The organism is bacterium (assembly GCA_016703265.1).
GTDB lineage: Bacteria > Krumholzibacteriota > Krumholzibacteriia > LZORAL124-64-63 > LZORAL124-64-63 > CAINDZ01.
Genome location: JADJCK010000009.1, coordinates 347,128 through 371,348, shown reverse-complemented (window position 1 = coordinate 371,348; position 24,221 = coordinate 347,128). Strand labels below are relative to the sequence as shown.

The 24,221-nt window shown below is 69.0% G+C and carries 20 protein-coding genes; 12 read left to right on the top strand and 8 right to left on the bottom strand.

The window, feature by feature from the left end; translation table 11 throughout:
* Positions 1-4 precede the first annotated feature (4 nt).
* The 4 genes from feoB (at position 5) to IPG61_17400 (ending at position 6,528) form a co-directional block, all read left to right on the top strand.
* Positions 5-2,185, top strand: coding sequence for a ferrous iron transport protein B (gene feoB, locus IPG61_17415; protein ID MBK6735819.1), 2,181 nt, complete (start codon positions 5-7; stop codon positions 2,183-2,185).
* Positions 2,185-2,400: a FeoB-associated Cys-rich membrane protein gene (locus tag IPG61_17410; GenBank protein ID MBK6735818.1), complete on the top strand. Its 216-nt coding sequence runs from the start codon at positions 2,185-2,187 to the stop codon at positions 2,398-2,400. The genes feoB and IPG61_17410 overlap by 1 nt, the downstream gene beginning before the upstream one ends.
* Positions 2,401-2,488: 88 nt before the next feature.
* Complete coding sequence (locus tag IPG61_17405) at positions 2,489-4,006, top strand: hypothetical protein (protein ID MBK6735817.1); 1,518 nt, start codon at positions 2,489-2,491, stop codon at positions 4,004-4,006.
* Between the two features lie 179 nt (positions 4,007-4,185).
* Entirely contained in the window at positions 4,186-6,528 is a 2,343-nt protein-coding gene (locus tag IPG61_17400; GenBank protein ID MBK6735816.1) for a hypothetical protein, read from the top strand.
* A gap of 111 nt (positions 6,529-6,639) precedes the next feature.
* Here the strand turns inward: IPG61_17400 and IPG61_17395 are convergent, their stop codons facing one another.
* Positions 6,640-7,914 (bottom strand): hypothetical protein, encoded by a 1,275-nt coding sequence (locus IPG61_17395; protein MBK6735815.1) that lies wholly within the window; start codon positions 7,912-7,914, stop codon positions 6,640-6,642.
* A gap of 320 nt (positions 7,915-8,234) precedes the next feature.
* On the opposite strand from IPG61_17395, the gene IPG61_17390 reads away from it, so the two are divergent.
* Complete coding sequence (locus IPG61_17390; protein ID MBK6735814.1) at positions 8,235-8,939, top strand: hypothetical protein; 705 nt, start codon at positions 8,235-8,237, stop codon at positions 8,937-8,939.
* A 247-nt stretch (positions 8,940-9,186) separates the two neighbouring features.
* On the top strand, positions 9,187-10,167 hold the full coding sequence (locus IPG61_17385; protein MBK6735813.1) for a PD40 domain-containing protein: 981 nt from the start codon (positions 9,187-9,189) through the stop codon (positions 10,165-10,167).
* A gap of 11 nt (positions 10,168-10,178) precedes the next feature.
* On the opposite strand, the gene IPG61_17380 is transcribed toward IPG61_17385, so the two are convergent.
* The 3 genes from IPG61_17380 to IPG61_17370 all read right to left on the bottom strand — a co-directional run bounded on the left by IPG61_17380 (position 10,179) and on the right by IPG61_17370 (position 13,569).
* Positions 10,179-11,117 carry an exopolyphosphatase gene (locus IPG61_17380; GenBank protein MBK6735812.1) on the bottom strand — a complete coding sequence of 313 codons (939 nt, stop codon included), beginning with the start codon at positions 11,115-11,117 and terminating at the stop codon, positions 10,179-10,181.
* Between the two features lie 153 nt (positions 11,118-11,270).
* Positions 11,271-12,101 (bottom strand): MipA/OmpV family protein, encoded by an 831-nt coding sequence (locus tag IPG61_17375; GenBank protein ID MBK6735811.1) that lies wholly within the window; start codon positions 12,099-12,101, stop codon positions 11,271-11,273.
* Between the two features lie 289 nt (positions 12,102-12,390).
* The gene (locus IPG61_17370; protein ID MBK6735810.1) at positions 12,391-13,569 is read right to left on the bottom strand and encodes an acetylornithine/succinylornithine family transaminase; all 1,179 of its coding nucleotides are present in this window, start codon (positions 13,567-13,569) and stop codon (positions 12,391-12,393) included.
* A 64-nt stretch (positions 13,570-13,633) separates the two neighbouring features.
* Here IPG61_17370 and argC point away from each other — a divergent pair, with 64 nt between their 5' ends.
* The 4 genes from argC to IPG61_17350 are packed head-to-tail and all read left to right on the top strand — an operon-like array spanning position 13,634 to position 17,220.
* On the top strand, positions 13,634-14,668 hold the full coding sequence (gene argC, locus IPG61_17365; protein MBK6735809.1) for an N-acetyl-gamma-glutamyl-phosphate reductase: 1,035 nt from the start codon (positions 13,634-13,636) through the stop codon (positions 14,666-14,668).
* Between the two features lie 14 nt (positions 14,669-14,682).
* Positions 14,683-15,885, top strand: coding sequence for a bifunctional glutamate N-acetyltransferase/amino-acid acetyltransferase ArgJ (gene argJ, locus IPG61_17360; GenBank protein MBK6735808.1), 1,203 nt, complete (start codon positions 14,683-14,685; stop codon positions 15,883-15,885).
* A 7-nt stretch (positions 15,886-15,892) separates the two neighbouring features.
* Positions 15,893-16,744, top strand: coding sequence for an acetylglutamate kinase (gene argB / locus IPG61_17355; GenBank protein ID MBK6735807.1), 852 nt, complete (start codon positions 15,893-15,895; stop codon positions 16,742-16,744).
* A 26-nt stretch (positions 16,745-16,770) separates the two neighbouring features.
* Positions 16,771-17,220 carry an arginine repressor gene (locus tag IPG61_17350; protein ID MBK6735806.1) on the top strand — a complete coding sequence of 150 codons (450 nt, stop codon included), beginning with the start codon at positions 16,771-16,773 and terminating at the stop codon, positions 17,218-17,220.
* A 15-nt stretch (positions 17,221-17,235) separates the two neighbouring features.
* On the opposite strand, the gene IPG61_17345 is transcribed toward IPG61_17350, so the two are convergent.
* The gene (locus tag IPG61_17345; GenBank protein ID MBK6735805.1) at positions 17,236-18,063 is read right to left on the bottom strand and encodes a 4Fe-4S ferredoxin; all 828 of its coding nucleotides are present in this window, start codon (positions 18,061-18,063) and stop codon (positions 17,236-17,238) included.
* Between the two features lie 229 nt (positions 18,064-18,292).
* Between IPG61_17345 and IPG61_17340 the strand changes: the two genes are divergently transcribed.
* Positions 18,293-20,119 carry a response regulator gene (locus tag IPG61_17340; protein ID MBK6735804.1) on the top strand — a complete coding sequence of 609 codons (1,827 nt, stop codon included), beginning with the start codon at positions 18,293-18,295 and terminating at the stop codon, positions 20,117-20,119.
* A complete protein-coding gene (locus IPG61_17335; protein ID MBK6735803.1) occupies positions 20,011-20,343 on the top strand; it encodes an Hpt domain-containing protein in 333 nt (110 codons plus the stop codon). Before IPG61_17340 ends, IPG61_17335 begins: the two co-directional genes overlap by 109 nt.
* 14 nt (positions 20,344-20,357) lie before the next feature.
* Here the strand turns inward: IPG61_17335 and IPG61_17330 are convergent, their stop codons facing one another.
* The 3 genes from IPG61_17330 to IPG61_17320 all read right to left on the bottom strand — a co-directional run bounded on the left by IPG61_17330 (position 20,358) and on the right by IPG61_17320 (position 24,213).
* Positions 20,358-22,082 carry an amidase gene (locus tag IPG61_17330; GenBank protein MBK6735802.1) on the bottom strand — a complete coding sequence of 575 codons (1,725 nt, stop codon included), beginning with the start codon at positions 22,080-22,082 and terminating at the stop codon, positions 20,358-20,360.
* A 95-nt stretch (positions 22,083-22,177) separates the two neighbouring features.
* The gene (locus tag IPG61_17325) at positions 22,178-23,458 is read right to left on the bottom strand and encodes an ATP-grasp domain-containing protein (protein ID MBK6735801.1); all 1,281 of its coding nucleotides are present in this window, start codon (positions 23,456-23,458) and stop codon (positions 22,178-22,180) included.
* The gene (locus IPG61_17320; protein MBK6735800.1) at positions 23,455-24,213 is read right to left on the bottom strand and encodes a 3-oxoacyl-ACP reductase FabG; all 759 of its coding nucleotides are present in this window, start codon (positions 24,211-24,213) and stop codon (positions 23,455-23,457) included. Before IPG61_17320 ends, IPG61_17325 begins: the two co-directional genes overlap by 4 nt.
* Between the last annotated feature and the right edge of the window lie 8 nt (positions 24,214-24,221).

Sequence of the window (24,221 nt, the reverse complement as noted above, 5' to 3'; positions counted from 1 at the left end):
CAACGTGACGAGCACCCTCGACAGGACCCTCACCGTGGCCGTGGCCGGCAATCCCAATTCCGGCAAGACGACCATCTTCAACAACCTGACCGGCGCGCGGCAGCACGTGGGCAACTACCCCGGCGTGACCGTGGAGTGGAAAGAGGGCCTGGTGCGCCGCGGCGACCTGCGCCTGAACCTGGTCGACCTGCCCGGCACCTACAGCCTCACCGCGTTCTCGGAAGAGGAACTGGTCGCCCGCGACTACCTGCTGAACCATGCGCCCGACGTCGTCATCAACGTGGTCGATGCCTCGAACCTCGAGCGCAACCTGTACCTGACCACCGAGCTGCTGGAGATCGGTCGGCCGCTGGTCGTGGTGCTGAACATGTCGGATGCGGCGCGCGACCGCGGGATGATCATCGATCACCATCGCCTGTCGCAGCGCCTGGGTGTGCCCGTGGTGCCGGCCGTCGGCAACCGCAACCAGGGGATGGACGGCATCATCGGCGCCGTGCTCGAGGCGGCCAACAGCCGCGTGCACCTGCCGGGCACCGCCGACCAGTGCCGCGACGCCGGGCCGGGGCTCGGTTCGCTGGCGGCGCCGCAGCGGGCCATCGGCGGGCACGTGAACTACGGGCCCACGGTCGAGTCGGCGGTGGCGCGCATCGAGGAACTGCTGCCCGAGTCGCCGCATCGGCGCTGGCAGGCGCTGAAGCTGCTGGAGAACGACAGTCACGTTCTCGAGGGGGCGATGGCCGACAGCGTGCGCCACGGCGCCGCCGTCATCGCCGCCGAGTTCGCCACCACCACCACCGACGATCCCGACATCCTGCTGGCGCGGCTGCGCTACGAGTACATCGGGCGGCTGTGCAGCGAGGTCTGCCGCCAGGTCACGACCGGTCGCGGCGTGGAGATGAGCGACCGCATCGACCGCGTGGCCATGCACCCGGTGTGGGGCGTGCCCATCTTCCTGGCGATGATGTACGTGGTGTTCACGCTCACGTTCTCGCTGGGCAATCCGCTGATGGACCTGATCGACCGCGGCTTCAGCGTGCTGGGCAATTTCATCACGGGGCTGTGGCCGGTCGGTACGCAGAGCCACCTGCAGTCGCTGCTGGTCGACGGCATCATCGGCGGCGTCGGCGGCGTCATCGTCTTCCTGCCGAACATCGTGCTGCTGTTCATGGCCATTGCCGTGCTGGAAGGCACCGGGTACATGGCGCGCGCGGCCTTCGTCATGGACCGGTTCATGAGCAAGGTGGGGCTGCACGGCAAGAGCTTCATCCCGCTGCTGATCGGGTTCGGCTGCACCATCCCGGCGATCATGGCGACGCGCACGCTCGAGAGCAGGCGCGACCGGCTCATCACCATGATGGTGCTGCCGCTGATGAGCTGCGGCGCGCGGTTGCCCATCTATGCGCTGATGATTCCCGCCTTCTTCGCGCCGCGCTCGCAGGGGCCGGTGTTGTGGATCATCTACGTGACGGGCATTGTGCTGGCGCTGCTGGGCGCGCGGCTGCTGCGGGCGACGCTGTTCCGCGGCGAGAACACGCCGTTCGTGATGGAGCTGCCGCCGTACCGCCTGCCGACCGCGCGCAGCCTGCTCATCCAGATGTGGACGCGGGCCTGGCTGTACGTGAAGAAGGCCGGCACCGTGATCCTCGGCGCTTCGATCATCCTCTGGTGCCTGACCTTCTATCCCAAGCCGCCCGCGGGCTGGGTGCCGCCGGCCGATAGCGGACTGCCGGCGGGCGTGCCCTACGAGCAGATCGTCGACCCGGCGCAGCGGCAGTCGGCCGAGTTGACCTACTCGGTGGCCGGTCGCGTGGGTCATGTGCTCGAGCCGCTGATCAGCCCGCTGGGCTTCGACTGGCGCATCGGCACCGCGCTGGTGGGCGCCACCGCCGCCAAGGAAGTGTTCGTGGCGCAGATGGGCATCGTGTTCGCGGTGGGCGAGGCCGACGAGACCTCCGACCAGCTGCGTGAACAGCTGCGTGCGCGCTACACGCCGCTGGTGGGCCTGTGCATCATGATGTTCGCGCTCATCGCCACGCCGTGCATCGCCACCTTCGCCATCACCAGGCAGGAGTCCGGCAGCGTGAAGTTCGCGCTGGCGCAGACCCTGGGCCTGACGGCGCTGGCCTGGGTCATCACCTTCGGCGTGTACCAGGTGGGGATGCTGCTGAAGCTGGGGGTGGGGTGATGGGCTTTTCGTGGGAGCTGGTCGCCGTGGGGCTGCTCGTGGCCGCGGCGGGAGCCTGGGCGGTGCGGTCGCTGGTGCGCGCGATGAGGAAGCCGGGCGGGTGTTCGTCGTGTGCGGGGTCGGGGTCGTGTCCGGCGGTGAAGGGCACTGACGGCGGGTCCTGCGCTGCGGATGCCGAGGGCGAATCGTCGCGACGGGGCGTGGCGCTGCACTGAGCGGCGGGCGCCTTGAACCGGCTCCGGCGCCGGTGGTATGATCGTCCCTGCTCGCGCGCATTGCCGTTCCCCTGCCGAAGGCGATCCCATGCTGCTTTCTCCCGCAAGTCGCCTCTTCCTGGGTGTTATCACTGTTCTTGCGTTGCTGCCGTTGCCGGCGGCCTTTGCGGCGCCCCAGGCTGTCGCGCCCGTCACGTTCCGGGTCACCGCTCCGGCGACGACGCCCGCGCTCGATCCCGTCTACATCACCGGCGATTTCCAGGGCTGGAATCCCGGCAGCGCGACGCACCGCCTGACCAGCCTGGGCGGCCGTCTCTACGAGATCACGCTCGACCTGACGGTGGGCGCCACCGTCCAGTACAAGTTCACGCGCGGGGCCTGGGACAAGGTCGAGAAGGGGTCCAGTGGTGAGGAACTTCCCAACCGGTCCTACGCGGTGACGGGACCGGCCACGCTCAACCTGACCGTGGCCAACTGGGCCGACCTGCCGGCCGGCAGCACCATCACCGGCGACGTCACCACGCACACGGTGCCCGGCTTCCTGAACGGGCGTCGCGTGTGGGTCTACCTGCCGCCGGGCTACCACGTCGAGACCTCGCGCCGCTATCCGGTGCTCTACATGTTCGACGGCCAGAACGTGTTCGACGCCGCCACCAGCTTCGCCGGCGAGTGGCAGGTGGACGAATCGTGCGAGACGCTGATCGCCACGGGCCAGATGGCGCCGGTGATCGTCGTGGCCGTGGACAACGGCGGCGGCGCGCGGCTCAACGAATACACGCCGTGGTACGACCCGAACTATGGCGCCGGCGGCGGCGCCGACGCGCACCTGCAGGCCTTTGCCGACGTGCTCATACCGTGGGTCGACACCACCTACCGCACCCTGGCCGGACCGGCGCAGACGGGACTGGCCGGCTCGTCGCTGGGCGGGCTCATGTCGCTGTACGCGGCGTATGCGCGGCCGGACATGTTCGGACGTATCGCCGGCCTGTCGCCGTCGATCTGGTGGAGCGGGAACGAGCTGCTCGACTACGTGGCGCCCGGGCCGAAGCCGGCGGCGGCAATGATCTACACGGACATGGGCACGCTCGAGTCAGGCTCCACGCAGGACGCCGACGGCAACGGCATCGACGACTCCATCGACGACCTGCGCGCGCTGCGCGACCTGCTGATCGGGCAGGGCTTCGTGCCGAACGACGACCTGCTGGTGGTCGAGCAGGCCGGCGGCCGCCACAACGAGGCGTACTGGGCGAGCCGATTCCCCGGCGCGCTGCGATTCCTGTTCCCGCCTGTGGTCTCGGGTGTGCCGGCTGTGCGTGCGTCTGGCGGACCGAGGCTGCTGCCGAACGTGCCCAACCCGTTCAACCCGCGCACGACCATGTTTTTCGAGTTGCCGGAAGCCGGGGATGCCGAGGTGCGCATCTACTCTTTGCGCGGCGAACTCGTGGCGACGGTTGGAGCGGGCCACTATGCGGCCGGACGGCACGAAGCGGTGTGGGAGGGCGGCGACCGGCAGGGGCGGCAGGTTCCGAGCGGGACCTACTTCGCGCGGCTGTGGGTTGGTGGGCGTGAGCGGGGTGGGGTGGTGTCGTTGAGCCTGGTGCGGTAGGCGGGAGTTGCGCCGGCGCAAGTTCCGGCCGTCCGCCACCTCTTTTCACCAGCGATGAAGTGGAGGTGACGCGATGCGGCCGGCACGAGAGATTCTGGCTTCTGCCCCATGGCCCGTGGTAGTATGGCAACCGTAACGGATCCCGATCCTGCATGACATTCCAGTCCGGAGGGCACGCCATGAGGTCGTTTGCCGGATGCATGTGGCTGATGTTGCTGACCTTTATCCTGACGCCGGTTCCTGCGCACGCTACTTTGGACGTCAATCCGGACATTTTAGGTGTCTATTTCGACACGGCCGGGTATATCGCCTACACGAACGTTCCGGCCTTCACTCCCTTCACGGCCTACCTGATTCTGGATGCCCCGTTCGGTCCCGTGGACGGCTATGAATGCACCGTCACACATGTGGGGGTCCCTTCGTACGTGCTCGCCATGGACCTGGGCGTCGACGCCGTGGATGCCGATCCCTCGCCCGACGGCTTCGCTGTCACTGCGGCAACGCCGTATCCCGTCGTCGGCGGTGTGGTCGTGCTCGCCAGCCTGCAGTACTTGCTGTTCGCGTCGGGATCACTCGATTTCTACGTCGGCCCGGGGACGACGCAGACGCTGCCGGGCGATCTACCGATCGTCTTCGGCAATGGCGTGCCCAGACAGTGCAACGTGTCCTCGTGCGACGTCGAGGTGCCCGTGGCCTCGGTAAACGGATTCGCCCCCATCTACCCGCCGTGCAGCGAAGGCCCCTCGTTCCAGGTCCGGACGGAAGTGACCGTTTCGGTCAGTGGGGCCACAAGCCAGACTATCGTGGCCGGCACCCGCGCCGCTGCGACCGATGCGTACGACCCGGACTACGACATGCCGTCCCCGCCGCCTGCGCCGGACAACATCGTCACGGTGAGTTTCGAGCATGCGGATTGGGTCGTCGGGCCGCGCTTCCGTACCGACTACCGTGACCGCTGGCAGTGGGAGTGGTACACAGACTATCGTGTCTGGCCGCTGCTGGTGGAGACCAGTGTCGGCGGTGACCTGACCTTCGACTTCGGCTTGAATTGGGAATGGGGTCCTGGGGAGCTGCGGTTGCATGACCTGCAGACGGGCGCGCTTCACGACATATTCTCGGCGACCTCGTCTCCGACCCTGACCATCCCGGACGCCAGTCCCGGCGCCGTCACACTTCGCTACGAACTCATCATGGGCCCAATGGACCTGCCTCCCGAACTCACCCCTACAAGTCGCCCCCTTGCGGCCGGCTGGTCCATGATCGGCCTTCCGCTGACACCGCAGGTCGGTTCCACGGTGCTCAGCCTGATCGACTACCCCGCGCCGGGCACGCAGGTCGTCTACGACTACGACCAGGGCACCGGCTACACGCAGCTCGGCGCCACAACGATGGTCCACCCGGGCACCGGTTACTGGCTGGCGACCAGCGAGGCCTACGATTGGACCATGGCCGGATCGCGCGACCTGGACGGCGAGACCGTGCCGCTCAGCGCGGGCTGGAACCTGGTGGGTTGTGCGAACTGGTTCCCGGGTTCGCCGGCGGGCCTGCGCGTGGTGCAAGGCTCAACCGCGCACACCTGGGGTGCGGCGGCGCAGCTGGGCCTGGTCTCGCCCGACCTGCAGACATGGAATGCGGCGAACGGCGACTATGCCGTCGCGTCGGAGCTGCAGCCCTGGCACGGCTACTGGGTGAACGCACTCACGGACGGGCTGTCGCTGTTCTTCCACTGGGAGAATTTCCTGGCGGCGAAGGAGTCCTCTGCGCCCGCGCCCGTGGCGAAGAACGCGGCAGCGTGGGAGGCGAATCTCACGCTGGCCGATGCGCTTGGCCGTCAGGGCGTGCTCACGGTGGGTCGTCGCACCGAGGCCACCGCCGGCTTCGACCCGCTGGTGGACCGGCCGCTGCCGCCGCCGTCGCCGGCCGGCGGTCCGCGCCTGTCGAGTCAGCGCCCGGAGTGGGGGCTGGCCGCGGGCGCCGCGTTCGCTCGCGATCTCCAGGGCCTCGCCGACGTGGCGCCGGCCTGGATCGTGGAGGCCCAGGTGACCAGCCCGGGTCCCGCCATGCTCCAGTGGGATGCGGCCGGCTGGCCCGCCGGTGTCGATGCTGAACTGTACCTGCCTGCGGCGGGCCAGGTGGTGGTGCCGTCGCTGCGCGCGCAGACTTCCTACCTGCTGCCGGCGGCGACCACGCGGCTCGAGTTGCGCGAGAAGACCTGGGTGACCGCCGTGCCGGATGTGCCGGCGGCTCCGCGGCTGGCTGCGTGGCCGAACCCCTTCAATCCGCAGGTGACGCTCGCGTTCGAGATGTCGATGCCTGGGCGCGCGGAAGTGCGCATCTACTCGGTACGTGGGGAGCTGGTGGCCGTCGTCGGCGCCGGCGACTACGTGGCCGGGCGCCACCAGGCCGTGTGGGACGGGCGCGATCGCGAAGGGCGCGAGGCGCCCAGTGGGGCGTACCGTGCACGGCTGTCCGTGGACGGCCAGGACTCCGGCGCGGTCGTGGGGCTCAGCCTGGTCAGATGAGGCGGGGCCAGCAGGCGAACGGCGGCGGCGGCAAGTGAGCCGCCGCCGCCATTTGTGCCATCGCCGTCACTTGCGCCGGCGCAAGTCCCGCCTCATTGGCCTGTGCCGACCTCAGCTCCCAACTCGCTTGAGGTACACGACCTCCATCGGCGGGGCTTCCTTGTCGTCGTCAGCGGCGCCGCCGCCGCCCTGCAGCGACAATGCGGCCTCGAGGAAACCGGTCACCAGCACCGCGTTGCCGTCGGGCGTCCAGATCAGTGAGTCTTCCTTGCCGTCGCCGGCGCACTTCGCCGACACCTGCTTAATGAATTCACCGTCGGGCGTGAAGACGTCCCAGGTGAACATGATGCCGGCCGGCTGGCCGTGGCCGGAGCGGCTGTTCGAGACCCACAGGTTGCCGTCGCTGCCGAACTCGATGGCGGAGATGTCGGGTTCGTTGTGCGACATGGCGACCTTCGCACCCGGCAGCTGCGCGAGCTGCGCCTGGACCATGGTCTGCAGGCGCTGGTATTCCTCGTCCGTGCGGGCACGATGCTCGAAGGCTCGCTCGATCACGCGCTGCAGCTTGCCGTCCTTGCCGTAGACGTCGATCGCGTAACGGTTGCGCGTGCCGGCGATGTACACGCGACCGTCCCTGCCCACGGCGACCTTGCGGAAGTCGACGCGGTCGGTCTTGTCCTCGTTGAACTCGAAGGCGGCGAAGTCGAGGTGGCTCTTGCGCTCGAGGAAGCGCACCTTCTCCTTGCCGGCGGCATCCATCAACGCCACGTAGTTGGTGCGGTCCTGGCCGGCGGTACCGGCCTGCGCGATCGACTCCGCGGTCACGACCAGGTCGGATCCGTTGGCGCTGCAGTCGAACAGCTGCAGGAAACCACCCTGCGTGGGATCGGCCCCTCCGGGCGTGAACGAGCCGGCAGGACTGCCGTCGAGGTTGATCTTGATGATCTTACCCGGGAAGATCTGCGCCAGTCCCAGCGTGCCGTCGGGCATGAACACCAGGTTGGCCGGCAGGCGCGATTCACCGGGTCCGTCGCCCTCGCGGCTGAGCGTCGCGACGCGCTTGCCCTCGCGGTCGTACACGGGCACCTCGGCCAGGCGCGTGTCGAGCAGGTAGATGCGGCCGTCCTTGCCCACGCGGACCTGGGTGATCAGGCCGAAGAAGTCCTCACCCTCGTCGCCGCCGACGCGCCAGGCCTCCTGCAACGTGACGACTTCGCGCTTCCCGCTCGGCTGCGCGCCGTTCGCAACGCGGGTGACGCCGTCCTTGACGGTGATCGCGGGGGCCGCGAACGCGGCGAGCGCGCCCGTGGTCACCATCAACAGGGCTGCCGCGGCCGTTATCGCCTGGCGAAGGCTGCCGCTCGTGGTCTTTCGCGACCATGCCATGATCCGCTCCCCCTTGCTTTGGGACTGTCCAGCGGGCTTGTCAACGGTTGCAGGGCCGATACCCGGATGGGGCCGTTGTTATTCGGTGAGTGTGGCCGTCAGAGTAGGGCCCGGCTGTTGAATATGGCCACCAATTTCATGGAAGTGATGTATAGGCCACGCGAAGCACTCCCGCCGGTATTCACGGCATTCAGCTGCCGGTCGTCGGCGGCATCCGCGCCTTTCCCAATGACGCCGCTGTTTGCCTGCCGGCCGTGCTACAATGGGGAGCAACCGGAAACGGTGATGCGGGCGCCTGCGGCGTCGATACGGAGGCGATCATGAAGAAGCTGACGATGATCCTGACCTTCCTGCTGATCGCGACGACCTGCGCGGCGCAGCACTACCTGCCGCTGGCCACCGGCAACTTCTGGAACTACCGGCTGGACAACGGGATGCTGGAGATGCGCGTCGTGGGCCTGCCGGTCGACTTTCACGGGCACACGGTGCAACCCATCGAGTACGTGATCAGTCCCTCGAACCAGGGGCTGGTGAACTACTGGAGTCTGGCGCCGGGCGGCGGCGCCCTGCTGCACGGGTTCACGCGCGGCATCATGGGCGCCTGGTACGAGCCGCCGCTGCTGTGGGTCGAGGGTGAGCTTACGGTTGGCCAGACCTGGTCGCAGCAGTCGAACTTCTACATCCTGCCGTCGGGCGCCTGGTACGGTCTCTGGGACTTCGGCACCGAGGTGCTGGCGGAAGAGTCCATTACCGTGCCCGCAGGCGACTTCGTGTGCTTCGGCCTGCGGAATTTCGCCGACGGGCCGCCCAAGGCGATGTTCGGCGGCACCTACGACCTGTGCGGGCAGGTGGCTGCCGGCAAGAGCGACCTCAAGAACGACCTCGTCGAGCACTGGGTGTCGCGGGACGTGGGCATCGTCCAGGACCAGGTGGACGGCACGTACCGGCTGGCGGGCTACTTCGGGCCTCCGGTGGCCGTGTCGTCGATGTCGTGGGGCGCGGTGAAGGCATTGTTCAGGGATTGAGACCTTCGACTTGCGCCGGCGCAAGAGCCGGGACTGCGCCATGCACTCAATGTGCTATATTCATATCCGCGAGAAGGGCCCCGCTCTGATCAAGGGATATGACGTGAACCGCCCATCCCCCGTTCATCAACACAGCAGGATCATGGCGCCTGCACTGACGATGGTTCTCATCGTCGCCCTCGCCGGCTGCTCCGAATCCTCGAAACCGCCCGTGGTTCCCGACCCCGGCCCCCCCGAAGGACGCCAGGTGGGACCTTCCGGCTGGCTGGTACCGGGTGGATCTCTGGCCTGGAGTGCGGCCACGAACGAGATCCTGGCAACCGGCCGCGTGCAGGCGGTGCCGCCGACCGATGTCGACGCGCTTCAGGCCATCGACGCGGCAACCGGCTCGTACCGGGTGGTCGACGAGTACGCACGTCGCCTGGGATTGTCCGCGAGTGGCGCCGATGTGTATTTCGGGATGACCTTCGGGCCTCCCGATCCGGCCGGGCACCAGGTGGTGCGGCGCTCCCTCGTTGACGGCAGTCGCCACACCTGGACCGACGGCGTGCGTTTCGTCGTCTCACCGCGCGACTCGCTGCTGGCCGTGATGACGTCGCCGTGGTACTTCGGGGCGGACTCGCTCACCGTGCATCGCCTGGCCGACGATGTCGTCGTGGCCGCGCTGCCCGTCGCGGTGCCGCTCGCCTTCTCGCCGGACGGAACGAAACTACTGATGCGCGACAGTTCGCCGTCGACGCCCAACCATCGCGTGCTCACCATCGCGAATCTTGGCGTTGAAGCACTGCCGCTGGGGCTTCCCGCCTGGAATCTGCCGCTCGAGCCGCTGCGCTGGGACGATGGCGGCGTGCTCGTGGTCCATGCCGATGGGCCCGACACGACCGTCGTCTCCATCCGCAACGTCACCACCGGCAGCGATGTGATCCTGGTACAGGTGGTGGGCGGACTGGCCGGGCTCACCACGGCCTGGTCGCCGGACGGCCGATATGCGGCGGTGTTCACGAGCCGGCCCGTTCCCGTCTCCGGCCAGGACTATCCCGGGCGCGAGATCTCGGCCTGGATCCTCGATACGATCGCGATGGATGCCTGGGTCGTGGCGACCACCCGCGACACGAAGCCTGGTCGCTATGCGCAGGACTATGCCGGCGTGTTCGCGCCCGATGGGGCGTCATTTGCCTGGGAAGCGGGCGGCACCCTGTACGTGGTGCCGGTTGCCCGGGACCGCTGACCCTGCCGCACTCAGCCGAGCTGCGCCGGCTCCTCTGCCATCGCCGCGACCAGTTCATTGCGCACCCGCTGCCAGTCCGCCACTTCCACCTGGCACGAGCCCACGCGCGTGTGGCCGCCGCCGCCGTACTGCAGCATCAGCTGGCCCACGTTCACGGTGGAGGTGCGGTTGAGGATGCTGTGGCCGCAGGTGAAGACCACCTTCTCGCGCAGCTTGCCCCAGAAGATGCGCAGGGAAATGTTGGCCGCGGGGAACATGGCGTACTCGCGGAAGCGGTTGCCGGCCTTGATGTCGTCGACATCCATGAGGTCGATGACCAGCACACTGCCCTCGAGATGTGCGTTGTCGCGGATCATCGCCGCGAATTCCTCTTCCTGGGCGTGGTAACGCGTGACGCGCTCCTGGATGTCGGGCAGCCGCAGGATGTGCTCGGGCGACATGAAACGGCAGTACTCGATGAGGTCCTTCATCAGCGTGTAGTTCGAGATGCGGTAGTCGCGGTGGTAGCCGAGGCCCGTGCGCGGATCCATGATGAACGAGAGCAGGTACCAGCCCGTGGGATGGAGGATCTCGCGCGGCGTCAACTGGCCGCTGTCGCAGCGGTCGACCGCCGCCATGAACCCGTTCTCGTCGAACTTGGCGAACGAGGCCACGCCGCCGTAGTAGTCGTAGATGACGCGCGCGCAACTCGGCACGATGCGGCTGTCGCCGGTGAAGCCGTGTTCGTTCAGCAGCCGCAGGCGCTCGTGCTCGCTGGAGTGATGGTCGAACCAGAGGCCGCAACCCGGCACGTAGGGCACGTTGGCCAGCACATCGTTGTCGGTCACCTCGACCAGCCCGTCCTGCAGGTCCTTCGGGTGGACGAACTCGAACGCATCGACGATGCCGGCCTCGACCAGCAGCACGGCGCAGGCCAGGCCGTCGAAATCCGAACGCGTGAGCAGGCGCATGGGGCGACTCCCGGAAAGAGGAGAAATGCTGATTTGATTATCGGCGGGGCGGGGCGGGGCTTGATGGTGGGAGTGTCCGGGGACGGCGTCAATTGATGGGATATTGTCGGAATCGTGGACTTGTCGTGCACGCCGCTCAAGCGTCCGGCATCCTCACCGTAAGCGATAGAGATAGCCGGTGAGGATCATCGGCTCGATGGATCTGTCGACAAGTGGGCTGTCCTGGATGCCGTTTCCGAGAACGGCGCACTGCAACAGCAGGATCAACGCCTGCTTCCGGTCGAGCAGGTAGGTTGTGCGCAGGGAGATGTCGGTTGTGGTCGTGCGCCCGGCGATGTAGGCAGGCCGGTCTGCGCGCGCTTCGGAGGTGCGCACGCCGTAGTAGTAGTCCGCGTAGTCGGCATCAAGCCAGGTCGTGGTGACACTCGGCGCGAGCATGACCTTGCGGCCCACGAACCAGGTCCGCTCGAGACCGAGGCTGATACGTTGCCCCGTGCTGTTGCTGCTCGCATCAAGCATCCACTCGGCCGAGACATTGACGATCGGGTTGTTCCACCTGGCAACGGGCCCCGCGAAGAGACCGCTGTTGCGCTCGGCCATGCCGTCCAGGATCGGCGCGTCGTCGGGTTGGTAGCCGTTGAATCCGAACAGCTGGACGCCGGCACCGATGGACAATTCCTGTTCGTGACCCAGCTTGAAGGCGGGCGCGTTGAGGTTGACGCGCGGCACCATGACCTGCACCCAGCTGTTCTCGAAATAGACGGCCGGCAGCGCGATATAGAACGGGTCGATGCCGACGTATGCCTGCTGCTGCGCCAGGCCGACGACGCCGAGGCCCCACGAAGGCGAGGGCGGGCCGCCCGGGCCGCCCGGGCCACCGGGTCCACCAGCATCATCCGGCGCGCCCTGCGCCACGGCGATGGTGGCCATTGCGGCGACAAGCAGGCACAGCCGGCCAAGGTGCCGGGCGAACGGTACGAGCATGACGGAACCTCCGCTGGTGGTCTTGTCGCGAATATGCGGACGCATGGAAGCCGGCGCTCGCCGTACCGGGCATGGCCCCGAAACGAAGGGTGAATAAAAGCAGGACCGGGAGGCGGGGCCACAGGAAAGGAGCAGTGAATACTTGATTTCAGCTGACTATCGCCGCAGCGCGCGCGGTGTTCGATTCTGATGCCGGCAGGCCGTGTGGGACGGCCGCGATCGCAAAGGCCGCCGGGTTCCGCTCCCGTTCCCACTTGCGCCGGCGCAACTCCCGACGCCTGCGCTCACCTTATCCCATTCCCTCCAGCACCTCACGCAACGCCCCCACCGCGATCTCCACCTCATCCTCCGTGATCACCAGCGGCGGTACGAATCGCAGCACCGTCTTGTCGGTGGCGTTGACGAGGATGCCGCGCTCGCGCATCGCGACCACGACGGGTTCGGCCTCGCCGTGCAGCTCCAGCGCGAGCATCAGGCCCAGGCCGCGCGCTTCCTTTACGTGAGCGGGGAACGCGGCGGCCAGTTGCCGCAACCGCGCCAGGAAGAAGTCGCCCACAGCCACCGTGTGTGCGGCGAGTCCGCTCTCTTCGATCTCCTCCAGCACGGCGATGCCCGCCGCGCAGGCCACCGGGTTGCCGCCGAAGGTGGTGCCGTGCTGGCCCGGCTGCAGGACGTCGGTCACCGAAGCGGCGCCGAGGATGGCGCCCAGCGGCAGGCCGCCGCCGATCGGCTTGGCCAGCGTGACGAGGTCGGGCTGCAGGTCGAAGTGGTCGGCGGCCAGGAAGCGGCCGGTGCGGAAGGCGCCGCTCTGGATCTCGTCGGCGATGATGAGGAAGCCGTGCTCGTCGCGCAGCTCCTTCAACGCGGCGACGAAGGCGGGCGTGACGGGACGGACGCCGCCCTCGCCCTGCACGCATTCGAGCACCACGGCAGCGGTGCCGGGGCCCGCGCCGGCCCGCAGCGCGGCGACATCGTTGAACGGCAGCGACGCGCAGCCCTCGAGGAAGGGGCCGAAGCCGTCGCGGTAGTTGGCGCGATCCATGATCGACAGCGCGCCCAGCGTGCGGCCGTGGAAGGCGTTGCTGAAGCCGACCAGGCCCGACTGTCCGCGCCCGGCGCCCCGGCGGCGCGCGATCTTCAGGGCGCCCTCCATCGCCTCGGTGCCGCTGTTGGCGAAGAACACGCGTGCCATGCCGCTGTGCCGGAGCAGCAGCTCGGCCAGGCGCACCTGCGGCTCCTGCGCGAAGTAGTTCGACAGGTGGATGTAGCGCTGTGCCTGCGCCGTGATGGCGCCCACCACGCGCGGGTGGGCGTGGCCCAGGGCGTTGACGGCGATGCCGGCGAACAGGTCGAGCCAGCGGGCGCCATCGGCGGTGTACAGGTAAAGGCCTTCGCCGCGCACAGCCTGGAGCGGCAGCCGCTTGTAGGTCGGGAAAAAGGCGGCCTGTTCACGGTCGTTCAGGTTCATGGGCTCCTGCCTGGAAAAAGGTCTTGCATAATTATGCACACCAATGCATATTTATGCAAGAACCATGAACAACCCAACGAAACAGCCGCTCCGCGTCGCCGTCGTGGGCGCCTCCGGTTACTCCGGGGGCGAATTGCTGCGCCTGCTGGCGGGCGCCGCCGACATCACCGTCGAGGTGGCCACCGCCCACGCCCAGGCCGGGCGGCCGGTGGGCGAGGTGCACCCGTTCCTGGCCGGGCGGCTGCCGCTGGTGCTGACCGCCTTCGACGCCGAGGCGCTGGCGGGGCTCGACTGCGTGTTCATCGCCCTGCCTTCGGGCGAGGCGATGCGGATCGCGCCCTCGCTGCTGGGCCGGGTCGGCTGCGTGATCGACCTGGGCGGCGACCTGCGCCTGCCGACCGCCGAACTCTACGAGAAGTACTACCGCAAGCCGCACGCGGCGCCGCGCCTGTTGGGCGAGGCGGTGTACGGGCTGCCGGAACTGAACCGGGAACGGCTGCGCGGCGCAAAGCTGATCGCGAACCCGGGCTGCTACCCGACCGGCGCCATCCTGGCCCTGCTGCCGGCGCTGAAGGCCGGGCTCGTGAGCCCCGAAGGCATCGTCATCAACTCGTTGTCGGGCGTGTCGGGCGCCGGGCGCAGCAGCGCACCCGAGCTGAGCTTTGCCGAGATGGACGGGAACGTGCGGGCGTACCGCATCGGCGACCACCAGCACGTGCCCGAGATTGCCGGGGTGCTGGGCGGGGTGGCGGGGGCGCCGGTGACGGTGTCGTTCGTGCCGCACCTGCTGCCGGTCTCGCGCGGCATCTACACCACGGTGCACGCCGACCTGAAGGAGCCGGTGGCCGAGGCCCTCGTGCGCTCCATCTATGCGGAGCACTACCTGAAGGAACCGTTCGTCCGCTTCGGCGTGCGCATTCCCGAGTTGAAGGACGTGCAGCACACGAACTACTGCGATCTGGCGGTGTTCGTGGAGCCCCACACCGGCAAGCTGGTCGTGACGTCGGTGATCGACAACCTGGTCAAGGGCGCCGCCGGCCAGGCCGTGCAGAACCTGAACATCGCGTTCGGACGCCCCGAACGCGCACTCCTGCAGTAGAACCGAGGATTGCCATGGAAGTCGCCCACGAAGGCGTCACCGCCCCCATTGGTTTCCAGGCCGCCGGCGTGAACTGCGGCATCAAGAAGCTGCGCAAGGACGTGGCGCTGGTCGTCAGCGCGACGCCCGCGGTGACCGCCGCCATGTTCACGACCAACAGCGTGGTGGCAGCGCCGGTGGTGGTCGGTCGCGAGCAGATGGCCGCCGGCGGGATGGTCCGCGCGATCGTCGTCAACAGCGGCAATGCGAACGCCTGCACCGGCGAGCGCGGCCTCGAGGATGCGTGGGCGATGGTGGAGGGCACGGCGGCCGCGCTCCGCATCGACGAGGGCGAGGTGCTCGTCGCCTCGACCGGCGTGATCGGCCAGTACCTGCCCATGGAGAACATCCAGCGCGGGATCCGTCAGGCGGCCGAGCTGCTGGGCGACGACGGCACCGCGGCGGCCGAGGCGATCCGCACCACCGACACCTTCGCCAAGGAGTCGGCCGTGCGCTGCGTCGTGGACGGCGTGCGGGTGACCGTGGGCGGCATGGCGAAGGGCTCGGGCATGATCGCCCCCAACATGGCGACCATGCTGGCGTTCGTGACCACCGACGCGGCGGTGACGCCGGCCGTGCTCCAGGCTGCGACACGGCAGGCCGTCGACCGCTCGTTCCACCGCATCTCGGTGGACGGCGACACGAGCACGAACGACATGGTGGCCGTGATGGCCAACGGCATGGCGGGAAACCCCGTGATCACCGCCACCGAGGGGCCGGGGTACGAGGCGTTCTACCTGGCGCTCGAGCACGTGCTGGTGACGCTGGCGAAGATGATCGTCATGGACGGCGAGGGGGCCACGAAGTTCGTGGAGATCCGCGTGACGGGCGCGGCGGACGAGGCGGCGGCGGCGCAGGCGGCGCGCACCGTGGCCAACTCGAACCTGGTGAAGACCGCGCTCAACGGCGAGGACGCCAACTGGGGGCGCATCCTGGCGGCGCTGGGACGTTCGGGCGTGGCGTTCGACGCCGCGCAGGTGGAGATCGACTTCGGCGACGTGCCCATCCTGCGGCGGGACTACCGCCTCGATTTCTCGGAGGAGGCGGCGAAGGAAGTGCTCTCGCGCCGCGAGATCGTCATCTCGATCAGGCTGAACCAGGGCGACGGGTCGGCGTTCTTCTGGACCTGCGACCTGTCGAAGGAATACGTCGCCATCAACGCCAACTACAGGACGTGAGCCCGCGATGACCTCGCTCGCCGACAAGACAGAGGTGCTGGTGCAGGCGCTGCCCTACATCCAGCAGTACGAACGCACGACGTTCGTGATCAAGTACGGCGGCGCAGCCATGACGGACGACGACCTGAAGGAGACGTTCGCCCAGGACGTCACGCTGCTGAAGAAGATCGGCATCCGCGTCGTGATCGTGCACGGCGGCGGCCGGGACATCACGGGGCTGGCCGACCGCATCGGGCTGGAGACGCGCTTCGTGGGCGGCGTGCGGTACACCGACCCGGCGATGATGTCGGTGGTGCAGATGGTGCTGGGCGGCAAGACGAACCAGGACATCGTGGCGCGCATCAACCGGCACGACGGCGGCGCCGTGGGGCTGAGCGGCGTGGACAACTCGCTGCTGCGGGTGACCCGCCACCGTGCCGACGACGGCGCCGACCTGGGCCTGGTCGGCGAGGTGGAGCAGGTCAACACGGCCTTCCTGGAGTCGCTGCTGGCGCAGGAGGTCCTGCCGGTGATCGCCCCGATCGGGGTCGATGCGAACGGCGAGGTCCACAACGTGAACGCCGACACCGCGGCCGGGGCGCTGGCCGCGGCGCTGAAGGCCGAGAAGCTGGTCTACCTGAGCGACATTCCCGGGGTGCTGGTGCAGGGCCGGCTGCTGCCCTCGCTGGGGCGGGCGCGGGCCGCGGAACTGGTGGAGACAGGCTACGTCGACGGCGGTATGCTGCCCAAGCTGAGGTCCGCGTTCGGGGCCCTGGATGCGGGCGTGGGCAAGGTCCATATCATCGACGGCCGGGTCAAGCACTCGCTGCTGCTCGAGATCTTCACGCAGGACGGCGTCGGGACCGAGGTTGTGCCTTGATCGTCCCGGCGGCCGGCGGAGTTGCCATGTCGAAGACGGCCCGGCTGGTGGCGATCAAGGAGATCCTCACCGCCCGCACCATCACCTCGCAGGAAGACCTGAAGCGTGAGCTGGGCCGCCGCGGCTACCGCGTGACGCAGGCCACCTTGTCGCGGGACATGAAGGAGCTCGGCGTGAACTGGGTCACCCGCGGGGGCGTGCAGCAATACGTGCTGCCGGCGGGACCGGAGGCTGCTGCGCTGCGGCCCATCGTGGGCGCGGAGGTCACGGGGATCAATGCCAACGAATCGCTGATCGTGGTGCATACGATCCCGGGCGCGGCCCATACGGTGGGCGAGTTCATCGACGTGCAGCACAACCGGGACATCATCGGCACTGTCGCTGGGGACAACACGCTGCTGGTCATCCCGGGATCGGCCCGGGCGACCGCGACCGTTGTGGCCTGGCTGCGGCAGATTTTGTTCGACGACGCCTGAACCGGCGCGCGCCTCTCAGCACCATTCCTCGCGGACCACCTGCCCCTGCACGCCCAGCACCACCTGCTTGATCGGCACCTTGCGTTCGGCGGCGGCGACGGCTTCCTGCGCGAGTCCGAGCAGGCCGGTGCAGCACGGCACTTCCATGATCATCACCGTGATGGTGTCGAGGCGGGCCTGGTCGACCATCGCTGTCAGCTTCTGGCGGTAGATCTCGCGGCCCTGGTCCAGCTTGGGGCAGGCCATCGCCAGTGCCTTGCCGCGCAGGAAGCGCTGGTGGAACTCGGCGGTGGCGAAGGCGCAGCAGTCGGCGGCGAGCAGCAGGTGGGCGCCCATGAAATAGGGAGCCGTGGGGTTGACCAGGTGCAACTGGATCGGCCACTGGCGCAGTTCGGAGCCGGCGGGTGCGGGAGCCGCCATCGGGGTCGGTGCGGCTGTGGGTGTCGCCGGTGCCGCGGCCGGCGCGACCGGGAAGTGCTGCATGCGTGAACCGGGACAGCCGCCGTGGCCGTGGCCATGACCGTGACCGGGGCCGGGCAGCGGCGCCGCCGCGAGGCGACCGCCCATCAGCGCGCCGAGATCGACCGGGCCCATGTCGGGCATGTGCGTGATGTGGTCGTGGACGGCTTCCTCGTCGAAGTCGTCGGCGTCGCGCTCCTCGATCGTGATGGCGCCCTGCGGGCACTCGCCCAGGCAGGCGCCCAGCCCGTCGCAGAGGTTGTCGGCCAGCAGCACGGCCTTGCCGCCGATGATCTGGATGGCGCCCTCGGCGCAGGACGGCACGCAGTCGCCGCAGCCGTCGCACAGGTCCTCGTCGATGTGCACGATCTTCCGCACAGCCATGGCCGGAGCCTCCCGTTTCCATGCTTAAGTGTCGAATGGAGACAATATTGGATATATGTGTCTTGTTTGTCAAGACCATTTTGATCCCGTATTAGCAGCGAATCCGGCGCAACCCGCAGCGGAGGCTACAGAATCGCCGATTGGTGCCGATCCTCTGGCGAACGGCATGGCCGCGCCCGGCCACGTCCGCTGGCGTCATCCGCCCGGATTCCCGATTCCGGAGAGTGTCGTGAACGCAGAAGCGCCCGACAACAGGCAGGCCCGGCTCGCAATGCTGGCGCGTGTCTTTGCCGACGCGCCCGACGCGGTCTTCGTGACCGACGGGCCGAGCGGGCGCATTGTGCTGGCCAACGCCGCCGCGTGCGCGCTGTGCGGATATTCGAGCGACGAACTCGTCGGCCGAAGCCATGTCGACCTGCACGCCCCGGACGAGCGGGCGCAAGCCGGCATCCGGCATCGCTCGGTGTGGACGGGGAAGGGCGGCGATCTCCAGATGACCAGCCTTCGCCGCGCCGATGGCACGCTGCTGACGGTGGAAGTGGCGGCACATGCGTTGCGCGAGGACGGAGAGGACCTGGTCGTGGCGCTGGTGCGTCCGCGCCCCGACGCGACCGAGACCGGCGGCATGGACCTGGCCGCATCGCTGCTGCGGCTGCAGGAGCACAATCGCCAGCTCGAGCGCCGCTTTGCCGAGCGCACCGGCGAACTCACGGTCGCCAACCAGCAGCTCACCCGCACGATCAGCGAAGCGAACCAGCGTGCGCTGGCCCTGCAGCAGACGGGCCTGCAGCGCACGCAGTTCTTTGCCGGGCTGGCGCACGAGATGCGGACGCCGCTGAATGCCGTCATGGGTCTGGCCGACCTGCTCACGGACATGAAGCTCGACGACGAGGCGCGCCACACGGCCAGGCTCATCCACTCCAGCGCGCGGGCCCTGGTGCGGCTGATCAACGACCTGCTGGACCATTCGCGTCTGGAGGCCGGCAAGCTGGAGCTGGTGCGCGCGCCGTACAACCTGCACGACCTGCTGGGCGAGCTGGCCGACATCACCTCCGTGCAGTGCGACGACCTGGGTCTCTCGTTCGCGCTGCAGGTCGATGGCGACCTGCCCGACCCGGTCCTGGGCGACGAGGGCCGACTGCGGCAGGTGCTCCTGAACCTGCTGGGCAATGCGCTCAAGTACACGCGCGAGGGCGGGGTGACGCTGCACGTGCGCCGGGCCGAGGCGCTGGCGCCGCGCGTGAAGGTCGAGTTCCGCATCACCGACACCGGCATCGGCATCTCGCCCGAGCAGCAGGCGCACCTGTTCCAGCCCTACAGCCAGGCGACCGCCGGCCTGGCCGCCGGCAGCGGCAGTTCCGGCCTCGGCCTGGCCATCAGTCGCATGCTGGTCGAGCGCATGGGCGGTCGCATCGGCGTCGAGAGCGACGAGGGCTGGGGCTCCACCTTCTGGTTCACGTTGCCGCTGGAGCCGGCGCCCGCGTCGACGGTCATCGTCGCGCCGCTGCCCGTCACGATAGGCCGCGAGCAACTGGCCGGGCGCACGGTGCTGCTGGTGGAGGACAATCGCATCAACCAGCAGGTGGCGATCGGCATGCTGAAGCGGCTGGGCGTGACCGCGCGCACCGCCGACAACGGCGAGGCGGCGCTGGTTGCCCTCGCCGAATCCGCTTTCGATGTCGTGTTCATGGATGTGCAGATGCCCGGCATGGATGGGCTCGAGGCCACGCGAAACCTGCGCTCCGGCCAGGCCGGCGAGTTGAACCGCAACGTGCCGGTGATCGCCATGACCGGTCACGTCTCGCGCGAGGACCGTGATGCCTGTACCGAGGCCGGCATGAACGACTACGTGGCTAAGCCGATCAGCGGCGATCGCCTGCGCGAAGCCATCACACGGGTGCTGGCCGTTTCACCCGCCGCGCGCCCGCCGCCGATGCCGCCACCGATGTGGCGTTCGACCTCTGGGCGCTGGCCGAGCAGCTCGACGGCGATCGTGACCTGGCCGCCGAGATCTTCACGCTGTTCCTGGACGACTCCCGCGAGCGGCTGCTGCTGATGGCCGCGGCGGTGCGCAACTACGATTGCGACACCGTCGCCACCGAAGCGAAGACCGTCGAAGGGGCGGCCCAGAACGTGCACGCAGCGCCGTTGGCCCGCCAGGCCGCGGCCATCGGCGCTGCGGCGCGCCATCGCGAATGCGAGTACGCGCAGGCGCTGATCTCCGAGATGACGCAGGCCCTGGATGAGCTGGCCGTCGCCTGGGGCCAGACCATCGGTTGAGTCCTTTCCGTTCCCTACTGCCAACCTTGCGGATGACGGCGATGCCACTCGGTCTCCTGCTCGTACGCGCGCGCCACGGACAGCATCGTCGCTTCATCATTCAGGCGGCCCACGAAACTGAGCGAGGCCAGCGGATTGTCGTGACCCTCGCCGCTCGGCAGCACGACCTGCGGGTGGCCTGTCAGGTTGGTCACCAGCAGGCTGGGACCGGTCAGTGACGGCGTCACGTACACATCCACCTCGCGCATGACATCGGCCATCAGGCGCATCAGCACCGTGCGCTGCCGGTTCGCCTGCACGTATTCGACCGCCGGGATGAAGGCCGCCGCGCGGAAGATGTTCGGCCAGGCGCCGCGCCCCTGGCGGGCCAGCTGGTCGTCGCGTCCGTCGAGAGTCAGGTCCTGGAAGGCGGCAGCGGCCTCGGCCGTCAGGATGATCGACAGTGCGTAGATGTCCACGCCCAGGCTGTCCAGGGGCAGCGTCACCGGCGTGAACACGGCGCCCTGTTCGCGGCACAGGCGTTCGACCACCGCCAACGCCTCGGCGTCGACCAGGCTGTCGGGTCGCGACTCGTGGAACGCATTGCGCAGCCAGCCGACGCGCAGGCCGGCCAGCGGGCGCTGTGCGTCGTAGGGGAACGGCGCCCGCGTGACGTTGGCATCGCGCCCGTCGGGCCCGCGGATGGCGTCGAGCACCACGGCGCAGTCGTCGATCGTGCGCGCTATCGGGCCCAGCTTGTCCATGCTCCAGCTGAGCGCCATTGCGCCCTCGCGGCTGACGCGCCCGTAGCTGGGGCGCAGGCCGGTCACGCCGCAGCGCGAACAGGGCGAGACGATCGAACCCCACGTCTCGCTGCCGATGGCGAACGGCACCAGCCCCGCGGAGACCGCGCTGGACGAACCCGCCGAAGAGCCGCTCGAACCCTGCTCCAGGTTCCACGGATTCAGCGTGGTGCCGCCGAACCACTGGTCGTCCATCGCCAGTTCGCCGAGCGAGAACTTGGCTACCAGCACGGCGCCGGCGGCCTCCAGCTTGCGGATGACGGTGGCGTCGCCGTCGATGACCTGGTTGCGGTAGGGCTCGGCGCCGAACGTGGTCGGCGCGCCGGCGGCCGTGAGCAGGTCCTTGGCGCCGTAGGGAATGCCGTGCAGCGGGCCGAGGTACTGGCCGCGCGCCAGCATGGCGTCGAGTTCGCGGGCGCGGGCCAGCGCGCGTTCGGGCAGCAGCGTGATCACGCAGTGCAGCTTCGGGTCGTGGCGGCGCAGCCGGGCCAGGGAAAGTTCGGTCAGTTCGAGGCACGACACCTGGCGATCGCGGACGAGCCGCGACAGCGTGGCGACGTCGGCGAAGGCCAGGTCATCCAGGCTGGCCGGGCGGCGCTGCGGGCCGGGGTCGGCCCAGCGCGCGGGCACGTCGGGCAGGCCGGCGGCGCTGTCGCGCTGGTCCGGCATATCCAGCCAGGGATCGAAGCGCAGGGCCGGCGGCACGGCGTTGGGCAATTGCCGGGCGCGCAACGCCACGTAGGCGGCACGCTGGTCGAGGAGGTCGGGCAAGAGCAGTTGTCGTTCGGCGTTGGTGAAATCCAGGCCGAAAGCCGCCTCGGCGGCGCGCACGCGGGCCTGGTCGAGGGGCAGTTCGCCGGAGATCTCCTCGCCGCAGCCGGCGAGCAGGGCCGAGAGGGCGAGCAGGGCCGAGAGGGCGAGCAGGGCAGGCAGGGCAAACGCGGCGCGGCGCGGCATGGCGGACCTCCGGCAGAGGGTGATGGGAGCAGGATCATGCACGCGGCAGTTGTCGTCAATCGTGGGCGTGTGACGCAGCCCCGTTGCGGGCCGCGTCAGCGCGCAGCGCCGCCCGGCTCGCCCGTGCGCCACTGGCCGTCGATGCGGAACCTCACCCGCGCATACCCCTCGTCGACGAGGGACTGCACGGTCGCGCGGTCGGGCCCCGTCAGCACCATGACGCCGCCGCGCTGGCCGTGGCTGGTGATCGGCGGGATGATGTCTCCGGGTCCGTACGCGAGTTCCAGCTTGGTGACGCCCGGCCGCGCGCGGAAGTCGGGTGGCACCTCGACCGCCTCAAGCCGGCCCGCCGGCGGGAAGAAGTAGCGGTTCGCCACGGTGGTGTGACGCGTGGCCTCGAGCGAGGCCCAGTCCGGCTCGCGCCCCAGCGCGATGTCGATCACCGCGCGCACGTAGTTCACGCCGGTTCCCAGCGGCACCAGCCCGGCGCTGAAGTCGCCGCCGGACAGCCGTGCCGCCATCTCGATCATGAGCGGACCGCGGCGCGGGCACACCACCACGTCGCCCTTGCCCACACCGCTCTCGATGCCGAGCGCGCGGGCGGCCGCCTCGACCAGCGCCTCCACCTCGCGGCGCGCGGGCGTACCGTCCAGCAACGAGGGCAACCAGCCGCCGTTCTCCATGATCTGCGGCTGGAACGAGGCCATGCCATCGTACATGCGGTCGACGAATCCCGGCGTCACGGCGCGACCGCGCCAGATGATGGTCTCGGTGGAGATCTGCGGGCCGGGCACGTACTCCTCGAGCAGCAGGTCGCCGCTGCGGCCCTGGCCGCGGGCATGTTCGACAGCGTCGTCGATCTGGTCGTCGCGCGAGAGCACGCGCACCCCGCGCGAACCGGCGCGGTCGGTGGGCTTGATGACGACCTGACGACAGTTCCATTCGCGCCACAACCGTCGCACGTCGCCGCCGTCGTACACCGCGCCGAACCGCGGCACCCCCACACCCATCTCCGCAAAGCGTTCCTTCATCGCCAGCTTGTCGGTGGCCAGGCTTCCCGTCTCCGGGCTGGGCCCGCACCAGCCGTAGCGCGCGGCGATGGCGGCAACCAGGTGCGGCACGTCGCTGCCCATGGTGGCCACGCCCTGCAGCGATTCACCGGCGGCGCGTTGCGCGTCGACCCAGGCGAAGACGGCCGGCAGGTCGGAAAAGTCGATGGCGGCGGCCAGGTCGGCGGCGCCGAGGCCCGGCGCTCGCGCATTGCCGTCGAGGCAAGCGCTGCGCAGTCCCATGTCACGGGCCGTCTTCAGCATGAAGAGCTGGTCCGTGCTGCCGCCCAGCACCAGCAGGCAGGGGGCGGGGACCCATGTGCTCACGGCAGCACCGCGCCGCCGGCCACGCTCAGCACCTGGCCCGTGATGTAGTTCTGTTCGTCGGAGGCGAGGAACACGCAGGCACCGGCCACGTCGTCCGGCTGGCCGGGCCGCTTCAGCAGGGTCAGGGCCACCACGGCCTGGCCGCCGGCGCCCCGCAGTTCGTCGCGCGTCAGGTCGGTCTCGATGATGCCGGGAGCCACGGCGTTCACGAGGATGCCGTGCTCCGCGCCGTAGCGCGCCACCGCGGCGGTCAGGGAGATGAGCCCGGCCTTGCTGACCGCGTAGTGCACGGTCTTCGGCCCGTGGTACTGCCCGGCCACCGAGGCGATGTTGATGATGCGGCCGCCGCGTGCCTTCAGGTGCTTGAACGCCTCCTGGCAGCAGATGAACGGACCCTTGAGGTTCGTGTCGAGGATATCGTCCCAGTCCTGGTCGCTGATCTCCTCGAACAGGCACACGCGGTTGATGCCCGCGTTGTTGACGAGGATGTCGAGGCGGCCGAAGTGCGCCACCGTCGCGGCGAAGAGGGCGCGCACGTCGGCGCGCTTCGTCACGTCGGCGCACAGGACCAGGGCGCGGCGACCGGCGGCCTCGATGGCAGCGGCGCAGGCGCGGGCAGCGGCTTCGTCCTGCCGGTAGTTGACGACCACGTCGGCGCCCTCGGCGGCGAAGCGCTCGGCAATGGCGCGGCCAAGTCCCCGGCCGGCGCCGGTGACCACCGCGATCTTGCCTTCCAGACGGCTTTCCAGGCGCATGCCGGCTC